18 protein-coding genes are annotated in these 20,792 nt (G+C 38.1%); 4 read left to right on the top strand and 14 right to left on the bottom strand.

The window, feature by feature from the left end:
• Positions 1-22 precede the first annotated feature (22 nt).
• From AC6CH1_RS17685 to hflX, 3 genes are all read right to left on the bottom strand, one after another.
• On the bottom strand, positions 23-856 hold the full coding sequence (locus AC6CH1_RS17685) for a GNAT family N-acetyltransferase (RefSeq protein ID WP_498318675.1): 834 nt from the start codon (positions 854-856) through the stop codon (positions 23-25).
• 408 nt (positions 857-1,264) lie between these two features.
• Positions 1,265-2,749 carry a peptide MFS transporter gene (locus tag AC6CH1_RS17680; protein ID WP_251691231.1) on the bottom strand — a complete coding sequence of 495 codons (1,485 nt, stop codon included), beginning with the start codon at positions 2,747-2,749 and terminating at the stop codon, positions 1,265-1,267.
• A 310-nt stretch (positions 2,750-3,059) separates the two neighbouring features.
• Complete coding sequence (hflX, locus tag AC6CH1_RS17675) at positions 3,060-4,337, bottom strand: GTPase HflX (RefSeq protein WP_498318673.1); 1,278 nt, start codon at positions 4,335-4,337, stop codon at positions 3,060-3,062.
• A 136-nt stretch (positions 4,338-4,473) separates the two neighbouring features.
• Here hflX and AC6CH1_RS17670 point away from each other — a divergent pair, with 136 nt between their 5' ends.
• The 4 genes from AC6CH1_RS17670 to AC6CH1_RS17655 all read left to right on the top strand — a co-directional run bounded on the left by AC6CH1_RS17670 (position 4,474) and on the right by AC6CH1_RS17655 (position 9,722).
• Positions 4,474-5,634 (top strand): class I SAM-dependent methyltransferase, encoded by a 1,161-nt coding sequence (locus AC6CH1_RS17670; RefSeq protein WP_498318672.1) that lies wholly within the window; start codon positions 4,474-4,476, stop codon positions 5,632-5,634.
• 204 nt (positions 5,635-5,838) lie between these two features.
• The gene (locus AC6CH1_RS17665; RefSeq protein ID WP_008405849.1) at positions 5,839-6,459 is read left to right on the top strand and encodes a DUF47 domain-containing protein; all 621 of its coding nucleotides are present in this window, start codon (positions 5,839-5,841) and stop codon (positions 6,457-6,459) included.
• 19 nt (positions 6,460-6,478) lie between these two features.
• Complete coding sequence (locus AC6CH1_RS17660) at positions 6,479-7,495, top strand: inorganic phosphate transporter (protein ID WP_251691225.1); 1,017 nt, start codon at positions 6,479-6,481, stop codon at positions 7,493-7,495.
• Between the two features lie 109 nt (positions 7,496-7,604).
• Positions 7,605-9,722 (top strand): MMPL family transporter, encoded by a 2,118-nt coding sequence (locus AC6CH1_RS17655; RefSeq protein ID WP_498318669.1) that lies wholly within the window; start codon positions 7,605-7,607, stop codon positions 9,720-9,722.
• 331 nt (positions 9,723-10,053) lie between these two features.
• Here AC6CH1_RS17655 and AC6CH1_RS17650 read toward each other — a convergent pair whose 3' ends face one another.
• From AC6CH1_RS17650 to AC6CH1_RS17600, 11 genes are all read right to left on the bottom strand, one after another.
• Positions 10,054-10,278, bottom strand: coding sequence for a hypothetical protein (locus AC6CH1_RS17650; protein WP_251691221.1), 225 nt, complete (start codon positions 10,276-10,278; stop codon positions 10,054-10,056).
• A 20-nt stretch (positions 10,279-10,298) separates the two neighbouring features.
• Entirely contained in the window at positions 10,299-10,763 is a 465-nt protein-coding gene (locus tag AC6CH1_RS17645; RefSeq protein WP_251691219.1) for a hypothetical protein, read from the bottom strand.
• Positions 10,764-10,878: 115 nt separating this feature from the next.
• Complete coding sequence (locus tag AC6CH1_RS17640; RefSeq protein WP_014822503.1) at positions 10,879-11,967, bottom strand: AI-2E family transporter; 1,089 nt, start codon at positions 11,965-11,967, stop codon at positions 10,879-10,881.
• Between the two features lie 148 nt (positions 11,968-12,115).
• A complete protein-coding gene (locus tag AC6CH1_RS17635; RefSeq protein WP_498318666.1) occupies positions 12,116-13,819 on the bottom strand; it encodes a M3 family oligoendopeptidase in 1,704 nt (567 codons plus the stop codon).
• 167 nt (positions 13,820-13,986) lie between these two features.
• A complete protein-coding gene (locus AC6CH1_RS17630) occupies positions 13,987-15,735 on the bottom strand; it encodes a methyl-accepting chemotaxis protein (RefSeq protein ID WP_498318665.1) in 1,749 nt (582 codons plus the stop codon).
• Positions 15,736-15,934: 199 nt separating this feature from the next.
• A complete protein-coding gene (locus AC6CH1_RS17625) occupies positions 15,935-16,654 on the bottom strand; it encodes a YebC/PmpR family DNA-binding transcriptional regulator (RefSeq protein WP_251691214.1) in 720 nt (239 codons plus the stop codon).
• Positions 16,655-16,811: 157 nt separating this feature from the next.
• Entirely contained in the window at positions 16,812-17,675 is an 864-nt protein-coding gene (gene ypfJ, locus AC6CH1_RS17620; RefSeq protein ID WP_498318663.1) for a KPN_02809 family neutral zinc metallopeptidase, read from the bottom strand.
• A gap of 147 nt (positions 17,676-17,822) precedes the next feature.
• Positions 17,823-18,281: a low molecular weight protein-tyrosine-phosphatase gene (locus AC6CH1_RS17615; protein WP_251691212.1), complete on the bottom strand. Its 459-nt coding sequence runs from the start codon at positions 18,279-18,281 to the stop codon at positions 17,823-17,825.
• 53 nt (positions 18,282-18,334) lie between these two features.
• Positions 18,335-18,937, bottom strand: coding sequence for a lysophospholipid acyltransferase family protein (locus AC6CH1_RS17610; protein ID WP_251691210.1), 603 nt, complete (start codon positions 18,935-18,937; stop codon positions 18,335-18,337).
• Positions 18,938-19,003: 66 nt separating this feature from the next.
• The gene (locus tag AC6CH1_RS17605; protein WP_498318661.1) at positions 19,004-19,894 is read right to left on the bottom strand and encodes an NAD-dependent epimerase/dehydratase family protein; all 891 of its coding nucleotides are present in this window, start codon (positions 19,892-19,894) and stop codon (positions 19,004-19,006) included.
• 6 nt (positions 19,895-19,900) lie between these two features.
• Positions 19,901-20,737, bottom strand: a complete 837-nt coding sequence (locus AC6CH1_RS17600; protein WP_498318660.1) for a putative RNA methyltransferase — start codon at positions 20,735-20,737, stop codon at positions 19,901-19,903.
• Positions 20,738-20,792: the final 55 nt, after the last annotated feature.

Raw genomic sequence — 20,792 nt, 5'->3', positions numbered from 1 at the left:
TGCGACATCATTCACTGATAAATTAAAGAGCAAATAATGAACGCTTTACAAGTAAGTAATGGCTAATATTATCATTTATTTTGTGTAAATAAATTATTTTATAATTTTGATCAAACATTGCCTGTAAAATATTTCTCGTTTTATAGCGCCAATCTTCTGCCAACGCAACACTTTCCACTTTGATTTTCTGGAAATTCGTAGGGATAGGTAACAGATAGGCATCATGAATAAGCGCCTCTTCTTTATCAAACTTTTGCTCCGGATCCAATGTCGGAAGGCCTACCATATTCTCTTCCCAATTCACTACCGGCTTTGCTTCATCCAGTAATTCTTCCACTTTCGCATCCCAGCGCAAGTAATCATTATCAACAAGTTGCCACTCTACACAAAGACGATCTGTAGGCAATACCCGATTGAACGGGTCTTCCATTTCACCGTAGCAATTTTCTATATAAGTATCGCTATAACTACGCAACTTTGAAAAGTTCAAAAATCCGCTGCGCGCTTCAAGTGGATCAAACGTCCAGCGGCAAGTTCTGTAACCGCGCTCTATTGCGATATCCTTTAAGTAATTTTTAAGCAATTCTCCAACGCCTTGCTCACGATAATTACGCTTCACACCAATCATATGGGAATATAAGTATATATTCTCATCCATATATCCAGGGCAACTATAGTTAAAACCAATTATTTCATCATTTAAATATGCACCGAGTACAATCCCGCCATTGCGAATCGTCGCAATTGTTTGATGTACTGGAATGCTGCCGACAGCCCAAATTTCATGCTCTAGCTTTCGTGCCTCTTCAATTTGTTCAATTGTCGTTAATTCTTTAATCGTCACTGATTCTAACATAATTCTGCCTCCCCTATAGTTACTTTTCTTCATACTTAAAAACGCCTTGCTTTACTTAGTGTCTCTCCGCAATCATGCTTTGTCGCATGATTTTTGAAAAAGATGTGTAACCATCGGGAATGTTCTACATATATCGGTTACCCCGGTTATTTTCGACCAAATGTAGCGAAATTAACCCAAATGGGTCTCTTTCGGCAAAAGTTTTTGACAATCGCTGAAAGAAGTTCATGTGAAGAATCGATACTTCCTTACTGAAAGAATTTATAGCGCTTCTTTAAGTATCATCCCAATCCCATTATATACCACAGACTACCTTTTTAAGTAGTTAACTTTTATTATTCCTTATTGACCAAAAGAAAAAACCTTTATTTACAGAAATTCTGTAAATAAAGGTTTGATGATTATTAATTATTTAATACCGCGCATTGCTTTAGAGATGATTGGCGAAATCAGGAGGATAATAACACCTAATACAACCGATAAACCACCTAATACACCGAAGTAAGTTGTTTCAGATACGATTCCGTAAACTCGAACTAACTGTGCATTAATTGCTTGTGCAGCAGCTGATGCCAGGAACCATAACGCCATTGTTTGGCCTGCGAATGCAGCTGGTGCCAATTTCGTTGTAGCTGATAAACCAACTGGTGAAAGCAATAGCTCACCTAATACTAACAGGAAGATTGAGAATACAACCCAAAGTGGGTTTACTAACGTATCTTCTGGAGTTAAAACGATTGCTGCGATCATTACGAAGAATGAAATACCTGCAAAGAATAAAGATAAAGCAAATTTCTTCGGAGTTGATGGTCCGCGATCCGCTAATTTCGTCCACATAAGCGCAAACATTGGCGCTAGAACGATGATGAATAACGGGTTAAATGACTGGAACCATGCAGCCGGAATTTCAAAGCCCCATAAATTTAAGTTTGTACGAGTATCAATGAACGTTGCAATGACTGTTGAAGATTGTTCAGCAATTGCCCAGAACATTACCGCACAAATGAATAATGGGATATATGCTAATAGACGAGATTTTTCGTCTGCATTTGTTTTTGGACTACGATACATATAAATAATAAATAACGTAGGAATCATTACACCTAAGAATGTAATTAATAATGAGAAGTTTTCAATGCTTGCGTTACCTGTTTGGTAAGCTACAAAACCTAAAATTACAATAATTAAACCACCAATTGTGAAATTACGTGTTGTCGTTTTCTTCTCTTTATCTGAAAGTGGGTTAGGTGCTACAGAACCTGCTAAACCAAGGCTCTTTTGTGACATTAAGTAAACAACTAAACCGATGAACATACCTACTGCAGCGACACTGAATCCTGCATGGAAGCCCCAGTTTTTTTGGAATAAACCAACTAATAAAGGCGCCAGGAAACCACCCATGTTGATACCCATATAGAAAATAGAGAATCCTGAATCACGACGTGCATCATTTTCTGCATACAAGTCACCAACTACTGATGAAACATTTGGCTTTAATAAACCAGTACCAATGATGATAAAGAACATCGATAAGTATAATGCTGATACACCAAGCGGCAAGGCCAATAATATATGACCAATCATAATTAATATTCCGCCATAGAATATCGCTTTACGCATACCAGTAATACGGTCAGCGATCCACCCGCCGATAATACCTGACATGTAGATTAATGAACCGTAAATCGACATGATGATGTTAGCTTGCGTACGATCTAGTCCTAATCCACCATCCTTAACTGCATAGTACATGTAGAATAGTAGAATGGCACGCATACCATAATATGAAAAACGTTCCCAAAACTCTGTAAAGAATAGTGTAAACAACCCTTTAGGTTGACCGACAAAACCAGTTTGAGGAACGGACTTCACAATTTCTTCTTTTGAATACATTTGAAATCCTCCCGATTAATAAATATTCTGACAATAAACTCCGTCGTCTGTTGTCTGACATTTGAAATAATATACTTGAACACTTTAGCCTAATAGTTGATTAAAATCAACAAATAATCAAAATGTTATAATTTTATGTTTTTTCATTATTTTCAGATAAATAGAACAAATTACCACAACAGGATTTTTGTATTATAAAACAATTAATTCAGTAAAGAAATTATTTTGACTTTTCAACTAGATAAAGATTTAATAAAAAAAGCTAGAGTACGATGCAACCACAACGTACTTTAGCTTGTTATCTCCATTATTACTTTACCACATAAATTTCATACTTCTGATAATCCGCCTCTTTAAGTTCAAGCGTTAATAATGTACCCTCTTCTTCATATTCCGTTTCTAAAACAGTTGCCTGCTCATTTAAATAGGAAACAATTCCACCCTGATTGTATGGAATAAGCATTTTACATGTAACATAATTAGCAAAAATTTGTTGTTTGATTTGTTGAAGCAACTCTTCCAGTCCTACATCTTCCTTCGCAGAAAGCCAAATATTGTCCCCGCTAACTAACGGATATTCCACATCAGCCAAGTCGGATTTATTGTATACATATATAGTAGGAATATTTTCAACATCAATCGCTTTTAATGTTTCATTCGTTACTTCCATCATAAAGCGGTATTCTTCATTTGATACATCTACAACATGCAGCAGCAGGTCGGATTCTCGTGCTTCTTCCAATGTCGATCGGAATGCTTTTACTAAGTGATGTGGCAGTTTGCTAACAAAACCAACCGTATCAGTCAGTAAAAAGGATTTATTATCTTCCAGTTCAATATTACGGACTGAAGTTTCAAGTGTCGCGAACAACATATCCTTTTCAAACACTTGCTTTGTATCTTCTTGCCCCGCCTTCGCAAGTAACTGGTTCATAATCGTGGACTTTCCTGCATTTGTATAACCTACAATTGATACGACAGGTACTGCATTTTTACGGCGTTGCTTGCGCTGTGTTTCACGCTGTTCTTTAACGGATTCAAGTTCTTTCTTGATTTTCGAAATCTGATCTTCAATTTTACGACGGTCAAGTTCAAGTTTTGTTTCCCCTGCACCACGGTTTTTAAAGCCGCCGCCTGTTCCTCCCCCTTGACGGGATAGTGAAGCATGGAGCCCAACTAGACGCGGAAGCATATACTGTAATTGAGCGAGCTCTACTTGTAATTGCGCTTCACGTGTTTTTGCACGGCGGCTGAAAATATCTAAAATCAGCATTGTACGGTCAATTACTTTACATTGTAAATCACGCTCTAAATTACGGATTTGTGACGGTGAGAGTTCATCATTAAAAATAATAATGTTGGCATCTGTTTCATCAAAGAACGCCTTAATTTCTTCAATTTTCCCTGTACCTACATAATGTGAAGGTGTCACACGTTCTAGATTTTGCGTCACCATGCCTACAACTTCTACATCTAAAGCTTGTGCTAAATTTGCCAACTCTTCCATTGAGTAATCAAAATGCTCATCCTTTTGTAAATTGACGCCAACTAATACACCGCGTTCAATTAATACTTCAACATCTTTCAAATTTTTGCCTCCTTGCTACCATCTATAGTTTTTCCCCATCGTAACATACAATTCAAAAGCCTGTACAATGACAACATATAAGCGCATTATGATACTATAGGGAAACAATATTTTGAAAAAAGAAAAGGCGGTTTTTATGGAATTCGAACAAATGAAAGTGCGGCTTCATGCACTCATTTCTAATAAAACACTACTTCAAGCAACTATTAGCCAGCCACGTCAAAAATCCAGTGACTTAAAACGGGTCAAACTCAAGCCCGTAGAAATTCGCGGAGAATATATGATCCAACTGGAATATCAATATGAGCGCATTTTAAAGCATGAAAATATAACAGTTGAAGATTTAGCCACGAAGCTCGATGCTCTTTTTGAACAGTTCCGGCAAGTACATGCTGAGTTTCAGGAGCAGACTGTACAAGTGCAACTCTCGAAGAAAAATAAAGTGCTTTGGAAATCTGATCAAAATGCGACAACTAAACAAGTGAACTTATCCCATAACCGAAAAAAACAATATCTATTGGATGATTCCCGTATTCACCCGTTTTTAGTCCGTTTAGGAGTACAGTCAGAGGATGGGAAAATAAAGAAACAGAAATACGATAAGTTTAAACAAATCAATCGCTTTGTTGAGTTTATCGATGATTCTTTAGCCCATTTGCCGAAAGATAAAACTATTCAAATACTAGATTTCGGTTCTGGTAAGTCCTATTTAACATTCGCTTTGTATCATTACTTAAAAATTGAAAAGGGTCTTGATATACATGTCACAGGCCTTGACCTCAAAAAGGAAGTGATTGAGGAATGTAACCGGATTGCAGCAGATTTACAATATGAAGATCTACAGTTTTTAGTTGGGGATATTAATGACTTCAATGAAGAAACTTCTGTAGATATGGTCGTAACCCTTCATGCTTGTGATGTTGCGACAGATATGGCATTAGCCCGTGCTGTAAAATGGGGCGCAAAAGTTATTTTAAGTGTTCCTTGCTGTCAACATGAATTGAACCGTCAGCTGCAGGCACCTGCATTATCGATTATGACACAGCATGGCTTAGTGAAGGAGCGCTTTGCCGCATTGGCTACGGATTCAATTCGCGCTGAACTTTTATCACTTGTCGGCTATGATACTCAGTTATTGGAATTTATCGATATGGAAAATACTCCAAAGAATATTTTAATACGTGCTTATTTCACCGGGAAGAAGCCAACAAGTGAGCAGCGATTAAAATATAACGAATTTGTACGCTTTTTGAATGCGAAGCCATTTTTGGAAAATGAGCTACAAAATTTACTATAATACCAAAACAGTTTACTCGTTTAGTTGTATTTTTTCTATCTTTCGACTAAAAATAATTACTTATTCACCTTTTCCTTTTGTTACAGAATTGTAAAGATTGATAAGGTTAGAGTAAAATTTGTATAGATTTTTTTAAGTTTTTGTTATGATAATTGAGGTTAATTTTTAAAATTATTTTAATTATATATATCCAGGAGGCATTCCATGTTTAGTTCAAAGAAGCAAGATCCGTTTTTTTCAGCCTTATTGAAAATTGCTGAAAATATGCGTGAAGGTATCCATTATGCAAATGATTTCCGCATTGAAACGGTTGCAGACTTAAAGGAAATTAGCATTCGTATGAAGCAATACGAAACAGCAGGTGATAAATTAATTCATGAATTAATTGTCATGCTTAATAAATCATTTATGACGCCAATTGAGCGTGAAGATATTTTATCATTAGCAATTCGTATGGATGATGTGTTAGATGGTGCAGAAGGTACGATTGCACATTTCGAAATGTTTTCATTAACAGAAATCGATGAATCGATGCGCGATTTCCTAGCATATATTGCCAAATCTACTGATGAAATCGTTAAAGCGATGGAACTATTAAACAAAAAAGATCTTGTTGGGATGCGTCAACACGCAATTTTAATTAAAGATTATGAGCGTGAATGTGATGAAGTTTTACGTTCTTCTATTAAAAAGCTGTTTTTAAACGAAAAAGATCCTATTCGTCTAATTAAATTCAAAGATATTTATGAACAGTTAGAAGAAATTGCCGACTACTGTCAAACAGTTGCTAATACAATCGAAACAATTATTATGCGTAATGCGTAATTAATGAGGAGTCCTTTTAATGAATACACTACTTATCATTACTGTCCTAGTAGTCTTTTTTGCACTTGCATTTGACTTCATTAATGGTTTTCATGACACGGCAAATGCGATAGCAACATCCGTTTCAACACGTGCGCTACCTCCTCGAGTAGCGGTAGTCATGGCAGCGTTTATGAATTTCTTGGGTGCCATTACATTCGTAGGTGTTGCAAAGGCGATTGCGTCAGATATTGTTGACCCTTTTACATTATCTACACCTGATGCACCATTAATCGGTACTGTTGTTATTTTGGCCGCTCTATTATCAGCGATCACTTGGAACTTAGTCACTTGGTATTTTGGAATTCCATCAAGTTCGTCTCATACATTGATCGGTTCGATTGCAGGTGCTGCCATTGCAGCATCTGGAGTCGGGGTTTTAAACTATAGCGGATTCACAAAAATCATCATTGCTTTATTAGCATCACCAATCATTGCGATTTGTGCTGGTTATATAATGATGACAATAATGAAATTCATTTTTAAGAATATGAACCTATATAAAACAAATAAAGGTTTCCGTATTATGCAAATTTTCACTGCTGCCATTCAATCATTTACCCACGGGACAAACGATGCTCAAAAGGCGATGGGTATTATTACGATGGCACTGATTGCAGCGAATTTGCAAACAACGGATGATGTACAGGGTTGGGTACGTTTTGCCTGTGCTTTAGCAATGGGTCTTGGTACATCAATCGGCGGTTATAAAATCATTAAAACAGTTGGCGGCAAAATTATGAAAATCCGTCCTGTAAATGGTGCTGCTGCAGACCTTGCTTCCGCATCCATCATTTTCGGTGCAACATTAATTCACTTGCCTGTATCAACAACACATGTTATTTCTTCTGCAATTATGGGTGTTGGTTCAGCTCAAAATGTAAAAGGCGTAAACTGGGGTATGGCTCGTAAAATTGTCACAACATGGATTATTACAATGCCTATTTCTGCTGTAATGGCAGCGATTATTTATACAGTATTAAATCTATTCTTTTAGTAAAGAGGAGAGGTATGTTTCGAAATTTTTTTTCGGACAAACCTCCCTCTTTTCTTTTTTTCTATGAATCCATTACACTGTATTTATGGAAAAAGAAAGGCGGTAATTTATGAAACAGTTCGCAGCATTCATTACAAAATTTGCAAAACCGATCGTTCTACTATGGTGTGCAATTTTAGTTGTTCTAGCATTTTTTGCGCTTCAACTCCCTTCTAAACTGCAAGGGGATGGGTTTTTCTATGATGGCGACCACTCGTATGTAACGCACGAGTTATCGGATACATTCAATTTACCCGCAAAAACGATTTTTGTGCTGTTTGAAAATAAAACAGATGAGGAAATTTCGTCTGCCCTTGAAAGATTAGAAACAATTGAAGAAATTCAAACAATAACATCTCCTGTAGGTGTCGAAGAATTAAATAAAGACGGCTATGCCTATGGAATGCTGGAGTTTGATAATTCGGTAGATGATTACTTCCCTATTATTGACGAGTTGCGTGAAAAGCTCGGCGAAGTTAACGGTATTTCCATTACAGGTGAACCGGTTATTTCAAAGGATATTAATGTAGCAAGTCAAAATGATTTAATTAAAGCTGAAACGATTGGTCTTCCGATTGCTTTAATCGTTTTATTGTTAGCATTCGGTACGATTGTAGCTTCTTTACTGCCTATTTTAGTTGGCGGTGCCACGGTTGTCATCACACTTGGTCTATTGGCTCTTTTAGGCGATAGTGTGAACTTATCGATTTTCGTTTTAAATATCGTCCCAATGCTCGGGTTAGCTTTAAGTATTGATTTTGCTTTGCTGCTTATTAACCGTTACCGTGAAGAACGCAACACACAATCCATTGAGCAGTCAGTTCAAATTGCTATCCAAACAGCAGGACGATCGATTATCTTCTCAGCGCTTTGTGTCATGATTGGTCTTGGTGCAATGATCGTCATTGATGTGGAAATTTTCATGAACATCGCGCTTGGCGGATCAATTGTCGTGTTGCTGGCTGTCTTAACTGGTATTACACTTTTACCGGCAACATTGATGCTTCTTGGTGACCGTTTAAATAAAGGCCGTGTTTTCCGAATAAAAGCGACTGCCTCTCGTTGGCAGAAGTTCGCCGCCTTTGTCATGAAACGACCTGTCACAATTATTGTTGTGGCCATCATTCTGTTATGTGTTGCAATGGTGCCGATCAAAGATATCGAGTTAACGATCCCTTCTACGGAATCATTGCCGGAATCATATGAATCGCGCCAAACCTTTGATACGCTCGATGAACAGTTTGGGCTTGCCGATAATACACCGGTATTCCTTCTGGCAGAAAATGAAGATGCCGCTGCTTGGGATACGAAAGAAGGACGCGAAAAAATATTCGATATTCAGCAGCAGCTGTTGGATGACCCTCTTGTCGGTCGTGTAACATCAATGTTTACTGTAGCCAATATTGAGTCCGTTGAAATGTGGGAAATGGCGAACAGCAACCCACAAGCTCCCGGTGCACTGGATGAAGTGGCGGAAAACTTTATTCAGGAAGACAAAATGTATATGGTCGCTTATTTAAATGCTGAAGGTTCTTCATTTGAAGCTCAGGATTTTGTACGCGACTGGAGTGAAAAAGACTTAGGCGTCGATTTCGCTTTGTCCGGTCAAGCGAAATTCAATCAGGAAATCTTTGATGAGATTGCCGGCAAAGTACTTATTGCCATTGCGATTATAATTGTATCTACCTTCTTCATTTTAATGATTGCATTCCGTTCGATTTTAATTCCGTTGAAAGCAATCTTAATGAATATCCTTGGCTTAGGTGCGACATTCGGTATTCTTGTATACATTTTCCAATATGGCCATTTCGGTTTGGAAGCAACGACAATTGTATTGATTATTCCGGTGTTGACCTTCTGCTTAGTGTTCGGCTTAAGTATGGACTATGAAGTATTTTTAATTTCCCGTATTCAGGAAGAATATTTAAAAGGGGCAACTAATACGAAGGCAACGGTCGATGGACTTGTCTCGACAAGTAAAATCATTACATCGGCAGCGCTTATTATGATTGTCATTACAGGAGCATTCGCATTTACGGATGTCATGCCCGTGAAGCAAATTGGAGTCGGTATTGCGATCGCTATTGCTATTGACGCAACAGTCATCCGCCTGATGCTTGTCCCAAGCTTCATGAAACTGTTTGGCGACTGGAACTGGTGGCTACCGTTTAAGAAGAATAAGAGATAATGTTAATAAATAGTCGTCCGGCCTGTTGTAAGTGGGCTGGGCGGCTTTTTTTGTTTCTGTTGTTAGAACATTTGTCGGGGGAATTAGAAATTCCGTTGCTTTTATTAGAAGACTGGGTGAAACTGGTGACTTTTCTTTTATTTTTAGGTGCCGGCTAACCGGGTTTGAGTTTATTAGAACAATTGGTGAAGATATTAGAAGAAATAGTGTGGATATTAATACTACCGTAGCCTTTATTAGAAAACCAACACCACCGCCCCGCACCTCAAACAAAAAAATCCCCTCCGCCGCTATACCGACGAAAAGGATTTTAGAAATTGAAGCAATCTGCCTAACCTAAATACAGCTGCTCCTCAAACGGAAGCATAACTGAACTTACATTGCTCGACTCTTCACTTTTGTTCAACTCGATTTGTTTCGGGTCTTTAGGTTCCCACAACATGTAAAATGCTTGAATTGCAATGACAATCACAATGGATGCTACTAAAATTGTACCGACGATAATTTTGACCATTTTATTTCCGGACATTTCTTTCGATGAATTCTGTTGTGTCATTCTTCAATTCCCTCACTTATCTATTTTGAAAGTCGGAAACCTTCCTCACGTAAATAAGCGACAGCGTCTTCACGCGTACCGAAAGATTCCTCTAAATTTCCTTGATGGTAAATATTCCAAGAACGATCATTAAACTCCAGCTCTAGTTTTGTTCCTTCACGCGATGTCCATGTCTCTACAATCGGTAAAATCTCTTCTTCTTCCTCAGATAAATAGTTAATTGAGTCGCGCACTATTTCACGTAACGCTTCTTCACTATAGTCGCGAATATTAACAAGCCCGTTATCGCCAGCTTCTTTTTCATATTTCAATAAGTCGCCTACGAATACAAAGCCATTGCCGTTTGGATGCAACTTTTCTACAACAATCGATTTTTCGTAAAGACTTTCTTCAAAGTGGTAGTTCACACGTTTTAATGAAATTTCCTTTTTCGTCAACTGAGGAAATGATTCGATAATTTCTTGTTTTTGTTCAAATGTTAGCATTGTCTGCTCCTTTTAAATGTCTTTTCAATTAATAAGTATACCGTGTCCGGCGAAAATTAAAAAGCGAAGCATATGCTTATCACATATGCTCCGCAACTTAGCCATATAAACTAGGTTATATCGTCTTATTGGCAGTCTCTTTAATCTGTTTGCGTTCTTCATAAATATTTTGAACGATTACTTTAATGACACAGTACGTAGGAATCGCAATCAGAATTCCGATAAACCCGGCAATATTACCTGCTGCCAATACGATTGAAATGACTGTCAACGGGTGAATATCCAAAGATCTCCCCATAACATTTGGTGTGATTAAGTTACTTTCTACTTGCTGTGCGACAAGCGTTACAACACCAACCCAAATAACGTCAAACGGATTATTCAGAAGTGCTACAATCACTGCCGGTACAAGGGAAAGCCACGGACCGATAAACGGAATCATATTCATAAAAAATGCAAACAAAGCAAGTAATAATGAATATTCCAAACCAATGATTAAATAGCCAATATACATCATAATCGCGAGTAAAAAGCTGACCAATACTTGTCCTTGTACATAGCTTCTTAATACGTTATCAATTTCTTCTAATGTTTTTTTCACCCATGTGCGGCGTTCCCCGGAAAAGATACCATAAATCTGAGGAGCGAATTTTTCATGGTCTTTCAACATAAAAATAAAGAAAAATGGTGCTAATACTAATGTTAATGTGACGGTTACCGCCCCACTTAAGAAAGAAACAAGATATTTACTACTTGCGACAGCAATGTCTTGTATCGAATTGGTTACAGATGCTATAAACTCTTCTACTTGCGGAGGTAACATCGGAATATTTTCCTTATTATCTAAAATAAAATCAGCTGCTTCTTCAATATCCTTAGCGATTGTCGGTGCATTTTCAACAAGTCTGTTTACTTGGTTTGCAATTGGAGTACCAACCAAAATCAAAAAACTTGCGAATAAACCCGCAATTATAAGAACAATCGTTATTAAACTACCCCATCTCGGCATTCCCCGTTTTTCCAATATACGCTGTAACGGCTCTGAAATATAATAGAGCACCCCACCGAGTAATAACGGTACAAGTATTGTCGTAAAAATGATGATAATCGGATTAAATATCGAATGAATTTCAATAAAGTATTTAATAATTAATAATGTTAATAAAATACCTACGCCAACTTGGAACCACAGTTTTCTTGTCATCGGCTCACTCTCTTTCCCAAACTTTCTTTTACTTTATATTTTTACTATAACTATGTACGTTTTAGCATGCCATAAAGGTTCATAAAATACAAAAAATAAAAAAGGTTTCTTCCGCAAAGGAGTCTTTGCGGAACAAACCTCTTAACTTTTATAGCCTTTTATCGTCAATTGAATTTAAATAGTCTTCGATTGTACCTACAACCGACTCCACACAGCCTTCGTCAAATGGCGAGATTAAGCCCGCTTCTTCAACAAGTTTTGTGAAAGCAAATGACCCGCCTAGACTGCATAAATGCAGATAGTCTTTCCAAGCACCATCAAAGTCTTCGCGTGAACGTTTCCAAAACTGGAATGCACAAATTTGCGCTAACGTGTAGTCAATATAATAGAATGGGCTTGAATAAATATGACCTTGTCGTTGCCAGAAAGCTCCTGATTCTAAATAGTCATGACCGTCATAATCGCGATGCGGTAAATACTTCGCTTCGATTTCTTTCCATGCAGCATTGCGCTCTGCTGGTGTCATTTGTGGATTTTCATACACGACATGCTGGAATTCATCTACTGCTACACCGTATGGTAAGAATAGTAACCCGCTGCTTAAATGCGAGAATTTATACTTATCTGTTTGGTGCTTGAAGAATAGCTCCATCCAAGGCCATGTAAAGAATTCCATACTCATAGAATGAATTTCTGCTGATTCATATGTCGGCCATAAGTATTCCGGAATTCCAATATTTCGGCTTGAATACACTTGGAATGCATGTCCTGCCTCATGTGTCAGTACATCAATATCTCCGGATGTGCCGTTAAAGTTCGAGAAGATGTACGGTGATTCGTAGTCTTCGATAAACGTACAGTATCCGCCGCTTTCCTTACCTTTTTTCGCAACTAAATCCATCAGGTCATGCTCGATCATATAGTTGAAGAACTCGCCTGTTTCCTTAGATAGTTCTTCGTACATTTTTTTACCGTTATCGATAATCCATTGCGGGTCACCTTGAGGTACGGCATTTCCTGTTAAGAATGTTAAGCCTTCATCATAGAATTTAAAGTCTTCCACACCTATGCGTTCTGCTTGGCGCTCATACAGTTTTGTTGCAAGCGGTACGATACTTTCACGCACTTGCTCGCGGAATTTGGCAACCATCTCTGCATTGTAGTCAACACGGTTCATATTGACATAGCCAAGTTCTACATAGTTTTTGAAGCCTAATTTTATCGCAATTTCATGGCGAAGCTTCACTAAATCATCATAAATCTGATCGAACTTTTCTTTGTTTGAAGCATAGAAATCTGCACTCGCTTCACGTGCTGCTTTACGAACATCACGCTCTGTAGATTCTGCATATGGCCCAAGCTGTGCCAATGTCAAAGTTTTGCCATCAAATTCAATTTGAGCAGAAGCAACTAGCTTGCTGTATTCAGACGTCAATCTGTTTTCCTTTTGCATAAGCTCGATTACTGCAGGCGAGAAACCTTTTAATAAGTTCTCAGCTAATGCAAATAGTTGCGTACCCCATTTTTCTTCCAGTTGAGCACGGAATGGCGATTTTACTAGTTCAGTATAGTAATTAAATACAAGCTCATCTGCCATTGGGCTTACTTCATCGAAATGGTCACGCTCTTTTTGGTAATACTCATCGTTTGTATCAATTGATGCACGTACATAGACGATATTAGCCATTGTAGAAAATGTGTTGCGAATCGCATTTAATTTTTCAATAACTTCGCTTTGTTCATCTACAGTAGTTGCAGCTTTAAATTCCTCTAATAATGCTGCTGTCTGTTCTTTCATTTGTTCTAAATCCGGTCGTTTATAATCAAAGTCTTTAAATGTTACCAAACTCATTCACCCCATCTGTTCACTTCATTCGGAATTCGAAATTCCCTCTTTTATTATTTATGATTATGGCATAAATTGCAATTATTTTCAGAATATTTATCTAGCTTTATTTTAGGCTAATAGACATAAAAAATAAGCAGCCGAGAAAAGGTCTCAGCTGCTTATGCCAGTCATTATATTTTGAACTTATTCATTTCCAATACAACTTGTTGTGAATGGTTATCCAATTCTTCAACCGCTTTTGTTAAATCATCGACTACGAGTGTTTGTTCATCAGAAGCAAGAGCCAAATGTTTTGCATAGTCGGATGTATCATTTACTAAACGACTCATTTCTTCAGTCGAAGCTAAAATTTGTTCTGCACCTGCTGACATTTGCTCAACAACTGCTGAATCGTCCTGAATTCGATTATTGACATTCAATACAGAATTTAAAATTTGATCTAAGCGTTGACCAATTTCACCTACTGCCATCGTTCCTTCTTTAACATCTGTTGTTGTCATATCAATCTCAACTAGTAATCGATCCGTAATATGCGAGAATTTTTGGAGATGACCCGAAATTTCCTCCGCAGATGTACGGGACATTTCAGCCAGCTTCTTCACTTCATCAGCTACAACCGCAAATCCTTTTCCTGCCTCTCCGGCACGTGCTGCTTCAATTGCTGCATTAAGCGCCAGTAAATTCGTCTGATCCGAAATATTCGTAATGACTGTTACCATTTCTTTAATTGAGTGGAAGTTTTCTCCCATTTCTTTTACTAGCTTAGCCGTATTTTCTACCGATTTTTCTACCCCTTGAATCTGGCCAACTACCTTACCGGAACTTTGTGCACCATCTTCAACAAGGCTCGTCATATCGGAAGAAATCTCAGCAATCTCATTAAATGTATCGGCCAGTTTCTGAATGCCGATTGCCATTTCATTCATCGCAGCATTTACTTCATTATTGCTTACTTGCTGTAATGTCCCGCTGTGTGATATCGTGGCGATATTTTCCACCATTTTTTCATTTGATGTGTTCACACGTTCCGTAGATGTTTCGATTAGATCGACTACTTCTCCCAGCCCATCTGTACGTTCCTTCAATACTTGGAATGTGGCTGATAACTCGACAAGCGAGCTTTGGAAATTTTTTGCGAATGCTGTAATTTCATTATTCGTTTTAAAATTCAGCTTATCCAACATAGCCTGTGATTCAACAATATCACCTAAAGCTAGATTTTCTGCTGCTTTATTTAATGTTTGTAATGGCGATAACGCTCGACGGATATAAGTATAAATACCGATTAAAGCTACTATAAAAATAATAATGAAAATGAGCGCAATAATTGGGACAATCTCTTTTGCTACATTTTTTGTTAACGATGAAACATACGATGCATCGATATCAACACCTAAATAGGCAATCGTTTTCCCTGCATCATTTTTAATCGGAACAATACCGGTAATATATTCACCAAAATCACTGCTTAAAAGGTCTGATGCAAATTGGCCGTCTTCGATAACCCGCTCAATATGCTCGTACTTTGTAGAACCCGATGCGTCACCTAGCTTCCCGGCATTTTCAGTATCATCTGCCGGCATGCCATCAACTAAAAATGTAACTTCCCCATTTTCTTCTGGTACAAAATAGGTATAGGCATACATGACACCATTGTATTCACGTAATTCATTCAACTGTTCACGTAATGCCCAATATGTTGCATTTTCTTCTGGTTCTTCAATAAGCTGCTCATACTTTTGTACATCTATGTAATTTACAATATTACTAGCTACTTCTATCGTACGTTCCTTCACTGATGACTGAACTGAACGTGCTGAATTAAACTGAAGCATAATAACTGTTAATAGTAAAATAACGGCGAAAATAATGCCAATCATCAATATGATTCTACTACCTAATTTATCCATTCTTTTCATAGCCTATTTAATCTCCTAATATAATATTTAATTGTTAAATTTATTTTGAATTAAAGATTAATTAAAAGCAATGTCTTTTAATGAATACTATATGTTATTAATGAATAATAAGAAAATAGCACTATCAATTTCCCGTTAGTTTCCAGAATTGATGAAAGCACAAAAAAAGCCCAAAGAATCATCTTTGGGCTTACATTTTTTATTCTCCTAAATCAGCATTGTGGTACACGCGTTGCACGTCTTCCAAATCTTCCAATGCATCAATCATTTTTTCAAATTTCACTAAATCATCACCAGTTAAAGCAACATCTGTCATTGGCAGCATCGTTAACTCTGCTACAGTAAATTCTTCAATGCCTGCACCCTTAAATGCTTCTTGTGTAGCATGGAATTGTTCCGGCTCAACATAAACGATAATTGTGCCTTCTTCATCCATAATGTCACGCATATCTAAATCCGCTTCCATTAAAATTTCAAGAATCTCATCTTCTGATTTATCTTCAATTCCGAATACAGCTGTATTTTGGAACATATGCGCCGCTGAACCAGATACGCCCATGTTACCGCCATTCTTACCGAATGCTGCACGTACTTCAGAAGCTGTACGGTTTACGTTGTTTGTTAATGCATCAACGATTACCATTGTACCAGCGACACCGAAACCTTCATAGCGTAACTCATCGAATTGCTCATCGCCGCCACCTTTTGCTTTGTCGATTGCTTTTTCAATAATATGTTTTGGTACAGAATAAGTTTTTGCACGTTCTAAAACCGTTTTCAGTGCACGGTTAGATTCCGGGTTTGGTTCACCTGATTTTGCTGCTACGTAAATTTCACGACCGAATTTAGCGTAAATACGGCTATTTGCTGCGTCTTTCCCAGCCTTTTTATCTTTAATGTTATTCCACTTACGACCCATTTTGTTCACTCTCTTTCATACTCTATTAGTAACGTTATTTAAAAACGAAAAAATATATTTAACTTATTTATTATACATAAACTTGAAATAATTTTAAATTACTCTGCATAAAAAAATGTTAAAACCTATAGCATTTTTTCTATGCTATAGGTCACGTTTATAATTGGGAAGCCTCTAAGCTAAATGTATCCCCGCCTTGAAGTGTACCGGCATTATAGCCTTTTTTGAACCAGCGCATCCGCTGCTCGCTTGTACCATGTGTAAAGCTTTCCGGGACAACATATCCTTGCGCTTCCATCTGTAATGTATCGTCGCCAATGGCATTTGCTGCCGTTAACGCCTCTTCAAAGTCGCCTTCTTCCAAATAGCCCTTGTCCTGAACATGGTGTGCCCATACACCTGAATAATAATCCGCCTGAAGTTCCAGACGTTTCACGGCTTCATTGTACTTGGCTTGTGATACTTTTCCATTTAGCGCATGTACTTGTTCGGATGTGCCCAATAATGTTTGGACATGGTGACCAACTTCATGTGCAACTACATAAGCCATCGCAAAATCACCCGGTGCATCAAACCGGTTTCTTAATTCTTTATAGAAACTTAAGTCAATATATAGCTTATAATCTGCCGGACAGTAAAATGGTCCAACCGCAGCACTTTGCATCCCGCACCCAGAGCTTACACTATCCGTAAATAATACGAGCGTCGGGTTTTCGTAAGTCATCCCATTATCAGCAAACAATTGTTGCCATATATCTTCTGTATCCGCGAGTACTACAGAAACGAATTCCGCAAGTTCCTCTTCTTCAGCGGTCGGTTCATAGTTTTCAGAAGTTGCACCGTTTTGTGTAATGCTCTTTGATACTTCCGAAACAACATCCCCTGCATCTCCGCCATTAAGTAATGTGAAAATAATGGCAATAATTATCCCGACTCCGCCAAGACCTCCGCCGATTTTCCCGGCACTCATCCCCCGACGATCTTCCACATTACTGCTTTTTCGTCTTCCTTTCACATCCATAGCTATTCCCTCCATATGAATCTTTACATACTTTGCCATATAATTACCCTTAACTGTGCTTCTTATAACAGACAGTAGAAAATAACATTAGTTAACCAACCAAAGAATAATAAAAAACGAAGCGGATGATGCCCACTTCGCTTTTCCTTATAAATCCGCTTCAATTTTTTCCATCAATGCCTCGCAGCCTTCTAAACATAGGTCGTACGTTTCCTGGAAATCTCCCGTATACCAAGGATCGGGAACATCTTTTTGATGTGTCGTCAAATCAAGGAAACGGAACACTTTTGCATCTGCTTCTGCACGCAGCATTTCAATCGTATTTTTCACGTTGCTTTCATCCATACAGACAATATAGTCAAAGCTGTCTAAATCGGAAGTGCGTAACTGTCTTGCAAGCATACCGGTTGTCATAATTCCGTATTCCTGTAATTTCGCCGTTGTCCCTTTATGCGGGGGTTCCCCAATATGGTAATTGCTCGTGCCTGCTGAGTCGACTGTAATTTTATCCGTTAAACCGCGTTTAGCGATTAAATCACGCATAACAGCTTCTGCCATAGGAGAACGGCAAATATTGCCCAAACATACGAATAGTACTTGCTTCATCTCTTTTCCACTCCTAATAAAGAAGCCGCACGAAAGTTTCCGCGCAGCTTCTGTTATTTTACTTCTGGGTGCATTTCTTTCAAATGCTCTGTTAATCGGTTCAGCTCATCTTCCAAAAATTGAACGGATTGTTCACGGCCTTCTTTTCCTGCGCCAACCGTAAATGGCTTACCGTAAATTAAATAGCCTTTTTGACGTTTGAATACACCTTTCGCATCTTTCGGACCGATATAAGCAGCCGGCAAAATTTCTGACTTCGCCAACTGGGCAATCGTCACTGCACCGGCTTTTAATTCCGAGTTTTCCGAGCTTCTCGTTCCACTCGGGAAGATTCCGACTACTTTTCCTTCTTTGATAAGCTGACGAGGGATTTTAATAACACTTGGTCCCGGATTGTCACGATCCACCGGGAATGCATTCAATCTCGTAATTAGCCAGCCTAACCCTTTTACATCAAACAGTTGTTTCTTAGCCATAAAATGTACTTCTTTTGGCAGCATCGATATCCCCAGGTTCAAAATATCGATATAGCCATTATGAGTACAGGCAACGACAAAGCCGCCTTCTTTCGGTATATTTTCTTTTCCATATACCTTTGCCTTGGACCCGTTAACCCCTAATATTCCATATACAACTCTTGCAATAAATTTATACACGTTTCATTCCTACCTTATCGTTAATCTCACTTCATTTTAATTGAAAGTACTACCTTCATTCAATGACTACTGTTTTGCCGTAGTTCCCGCAATTTGCTCGATTAATGGAGGCAGCCACTCTTCAAGCTGACTGAACGAAAATCCTAATTGCTCTGCCTTGTCATTTTTCATATACCATGTGGCTGGAATGGCGTATGGTGAACGGATTTCCTCTGTCCCAAGCAATGCTATTTTAGAACGTTCGCCTGACTTTTCTTCAATAAGAGAAATGAAGTCTTTTAAAGAAATGACCCCATTTGCTGTCGCATTAATCGGTCCTTCCACAACATGATCATTACCTGCCCACTGTAAAAAAAGGGCAGCTTCTGTTGCCTGAATGAAGGACATTTCTGCATCCATATTTAAAAATCCGATTGGTTCCTTATTAATTATGCGCTCAATATGGAAATGCAAACGGCGCGTATAATCATCTTCTCCCATGACGATTGGGAAACGAACTGCAACTACAGGAAACTCGGCAAATTTATAAAATACCGCCTCTGCCAGACGCTTTCCTTCACCGTACGTAAATTCATGTGTATCCCCCATGATAATGCCATATGAAGTCGGATCGAAATCTTCTTCAGAATGCGGCTTGCCATCTGCTTCATATACAGCTAATGTAGATGTGAAAACAAGCTTGCCGATTTTCCCATTGAACAGATTGCACAGCTGTTTTGCTTCGTTTGGCGAATAACAAATATTATCATAAACAATATCAAATGTACGGTTTTCCAATGCTTTCTCAAAAGCTGCCGTATCTTTTCGATCCACTTTAATATGCTCTACTGCATCGCCAAATGGATTTTCCGACATTCCGCGCGTGACAATTGTTACTTCATGCTTTTGCTCCAATAAAAGTTCCACTAATTTACGGCCAAAAAACCGGGTCCCGCCTAATACTAAGATTTTCTTCATCTACGATCACTCCATTCCAATTAATAGATCTAAATCAATTGTAATTTCCTGTAATTGAATACTTTCTTTATCGTCAATATGCCAGCCCATCGGTGTCATTTCAAGTAGGTTTTGTACTAAATGGGATTCAAGCGGTACTGTATACGTAATTCTTTTTACTTCTGTATTTGCAAAGCTTGCTTTAAATCGCTCTACAGTTTGGGAATTTGTATAGCTTTCCTTTTCCGAATCTGCAAACGCCTGTTTACGCAGTTCTTTTAGGTAATTTTCCTGTGGCACGACTTTAATTACTTTACCGCCTCGCTTTAACAGACGTTTAAATTCATCGTAATTTGCTGGAGATAAGATATTTAAAATCGCATCAAAAGATTGCTCGTTGAACGGGCTATTCGCTAAATCACCGACACACCAAAGCTCTTCGGGATTATACTTTGCCGCTGCAATTATCCCTTCTTTTGAAATATCGATTCCTACACCAACTGGGCGATCAAGCTGTTGGCAAATACGATGTAAATGAGACCCCTCGCCACAACCTGTATCTAAAATTATCGGTTGATCTACAGTGATTTCCCGGGCAATTGCTGCTTGTAATCGATCATAGATACCTGCTTGAATGACAGTATGGCGAGAATCGAATAATTCTTTTCCATACATTGAGTGGACAGGACGGTTTAACATATAAACATAGCCTTGTTTTGCCACATCGAATGTATGATTTGATAGACAGCTCATTTTTCCTTCATTACTTATCTCTATTTCCTGTTTACAAATAGGACATGCAAAAAGTCGGCTATTGAATTGAAACTGCTGAATACTTAACGCTCGTTTTGATAATAGACCCATGATGGATCCTCCTTCATATGTGTTCGCTAGTATCGTACCATAAACTCATTCAAAT

The sequence above is a fragment of the Solibacillus sp. GQ1 genome (assembly GCF_059758555.1).
The sequence above is the reverse complement of the archived record's forward strand: the minus strand, read 5'-3'. Positions and strand labels throughout refer to the sequence as shown.

Excerpts from the sequence above, each read along its gene's own strand:
- AC6CH1_RS17635 (WP_498318666.1), bottom strand. The coding sequence starts at position 13,819 with ATGAGTTTGGTAACATTTAAAGACTTTGATTATAAACGACCGGATTTA.
- AC6CH1_RS17615 (WP_251691212.1), bottom strand. The coding sequence starts at position 18,281 with ATGAAGCAAGTACTATTCGTATGTTTGGGCAATATTTGCCGTTCTCCT.
- AC6CH1_RS17600 (WP_498318660.1), bottom strand. The coding sequence starts at position 20,737 with ATGGGTCTATTATCAAAACGAGCGTTAAGTATTCAGCAGTTTCAATTC.
- AC6CH1_RS17685 (WP_498318675.1), bottom strand. The coding sequence starts at position 856 with ATGTTAGAATCAGTGACGATTAAAGAATTAACGACAATTGAACAAATT.
- ypfJ (WP_498318663.1), bottom strand. The coding sequence starts at position 17,675 with ATGGATGTGAAAGGAAGACGAAAAAGCAGTAATGTGGAAGATCGTCGG.
- AC6CH1_RS17665 (WP_008405849.1), top strand. The coding sequence starts at position 5,839 with ATGTTTAGTTCAAAGAAGCAAGATCCGTTTTTTTCAGCCTTATTGAAA.
- AC6CH1_RS17670 (WP_498318672.1), top strand. The coding sequence starts at position 4,474 with ATGGAATTCGAACAAATGAAAGTGCGGCTTCATGCACTCATTTCTAAT.
- AC6CH1_RS17605 (WP_498318661.1), bottom strand. The coding sequence starts at position 19,894 with ATGAAGAAAATCTTAGTATTAGGCGGGACCCGGTTTTTTGGCCGTAAA.
- AC6CH1_RS17650 (WP_251691221.1), bottom strand. The coding sequence starts at position 10,278 with ATGACACAACAGAATTCATCGAAAGAAATGTCCGGAAATAAAATGGTC.
- AC6CH1_RS17680 (WP_251691231.1), bottom strand. The coding sequence starts at position 2,749 with ATGTATTCAAAAGAAGAAATTGTGAAGTCCGTTCCTCAAACTGGTTTT.
- AC6CH1_RS17655 (WP_498318669.1), top strand. The coding sequence starts at position 7,605 with ATGAAACAGTTCGCAGCATTCATTACAAAATTTGCAAAACCGATCGTT.
- AC6CH1_RS17630 (WP_498318665.1), bottom strand. The coding sequence starts at position 15,735 with ATGAAAAGAATGGATAAATTAGGTAGTAGAATCATATTGATGATTGGC.
- AC6CH1_RS17645 (WP_251691219.1), bottom strand. The coding sequence starts at position 10,763 with ATGCTAACATTTGAACAAAAACAAGAAATTATCGAATCATTTCCTCAG.
- AC6CH1_RS17640 (WP_014822503.1), bottom strand. The coding sequence starts at position 11,967 with ATGACAAGAAAACTGTGGTTCCAAGTTGGCGTAGGTATTTTATTAACA.
- AC6CH1_RS17625 (WP_251691214.1), bottom strand. The coding sequence starts at position 16,654 with ATGGGTCGTAAGTGGAATAACATTAAAGATAAAAAGGCTGGGAAAGAC.
- AC6CH1_RS17660 (WP_251691225.1), top strand. The coding sequence starts at position 6,479 with ATGAATACACTACTTATCATTACTGTCCTAGTAGTCTTTTTTGCACTT.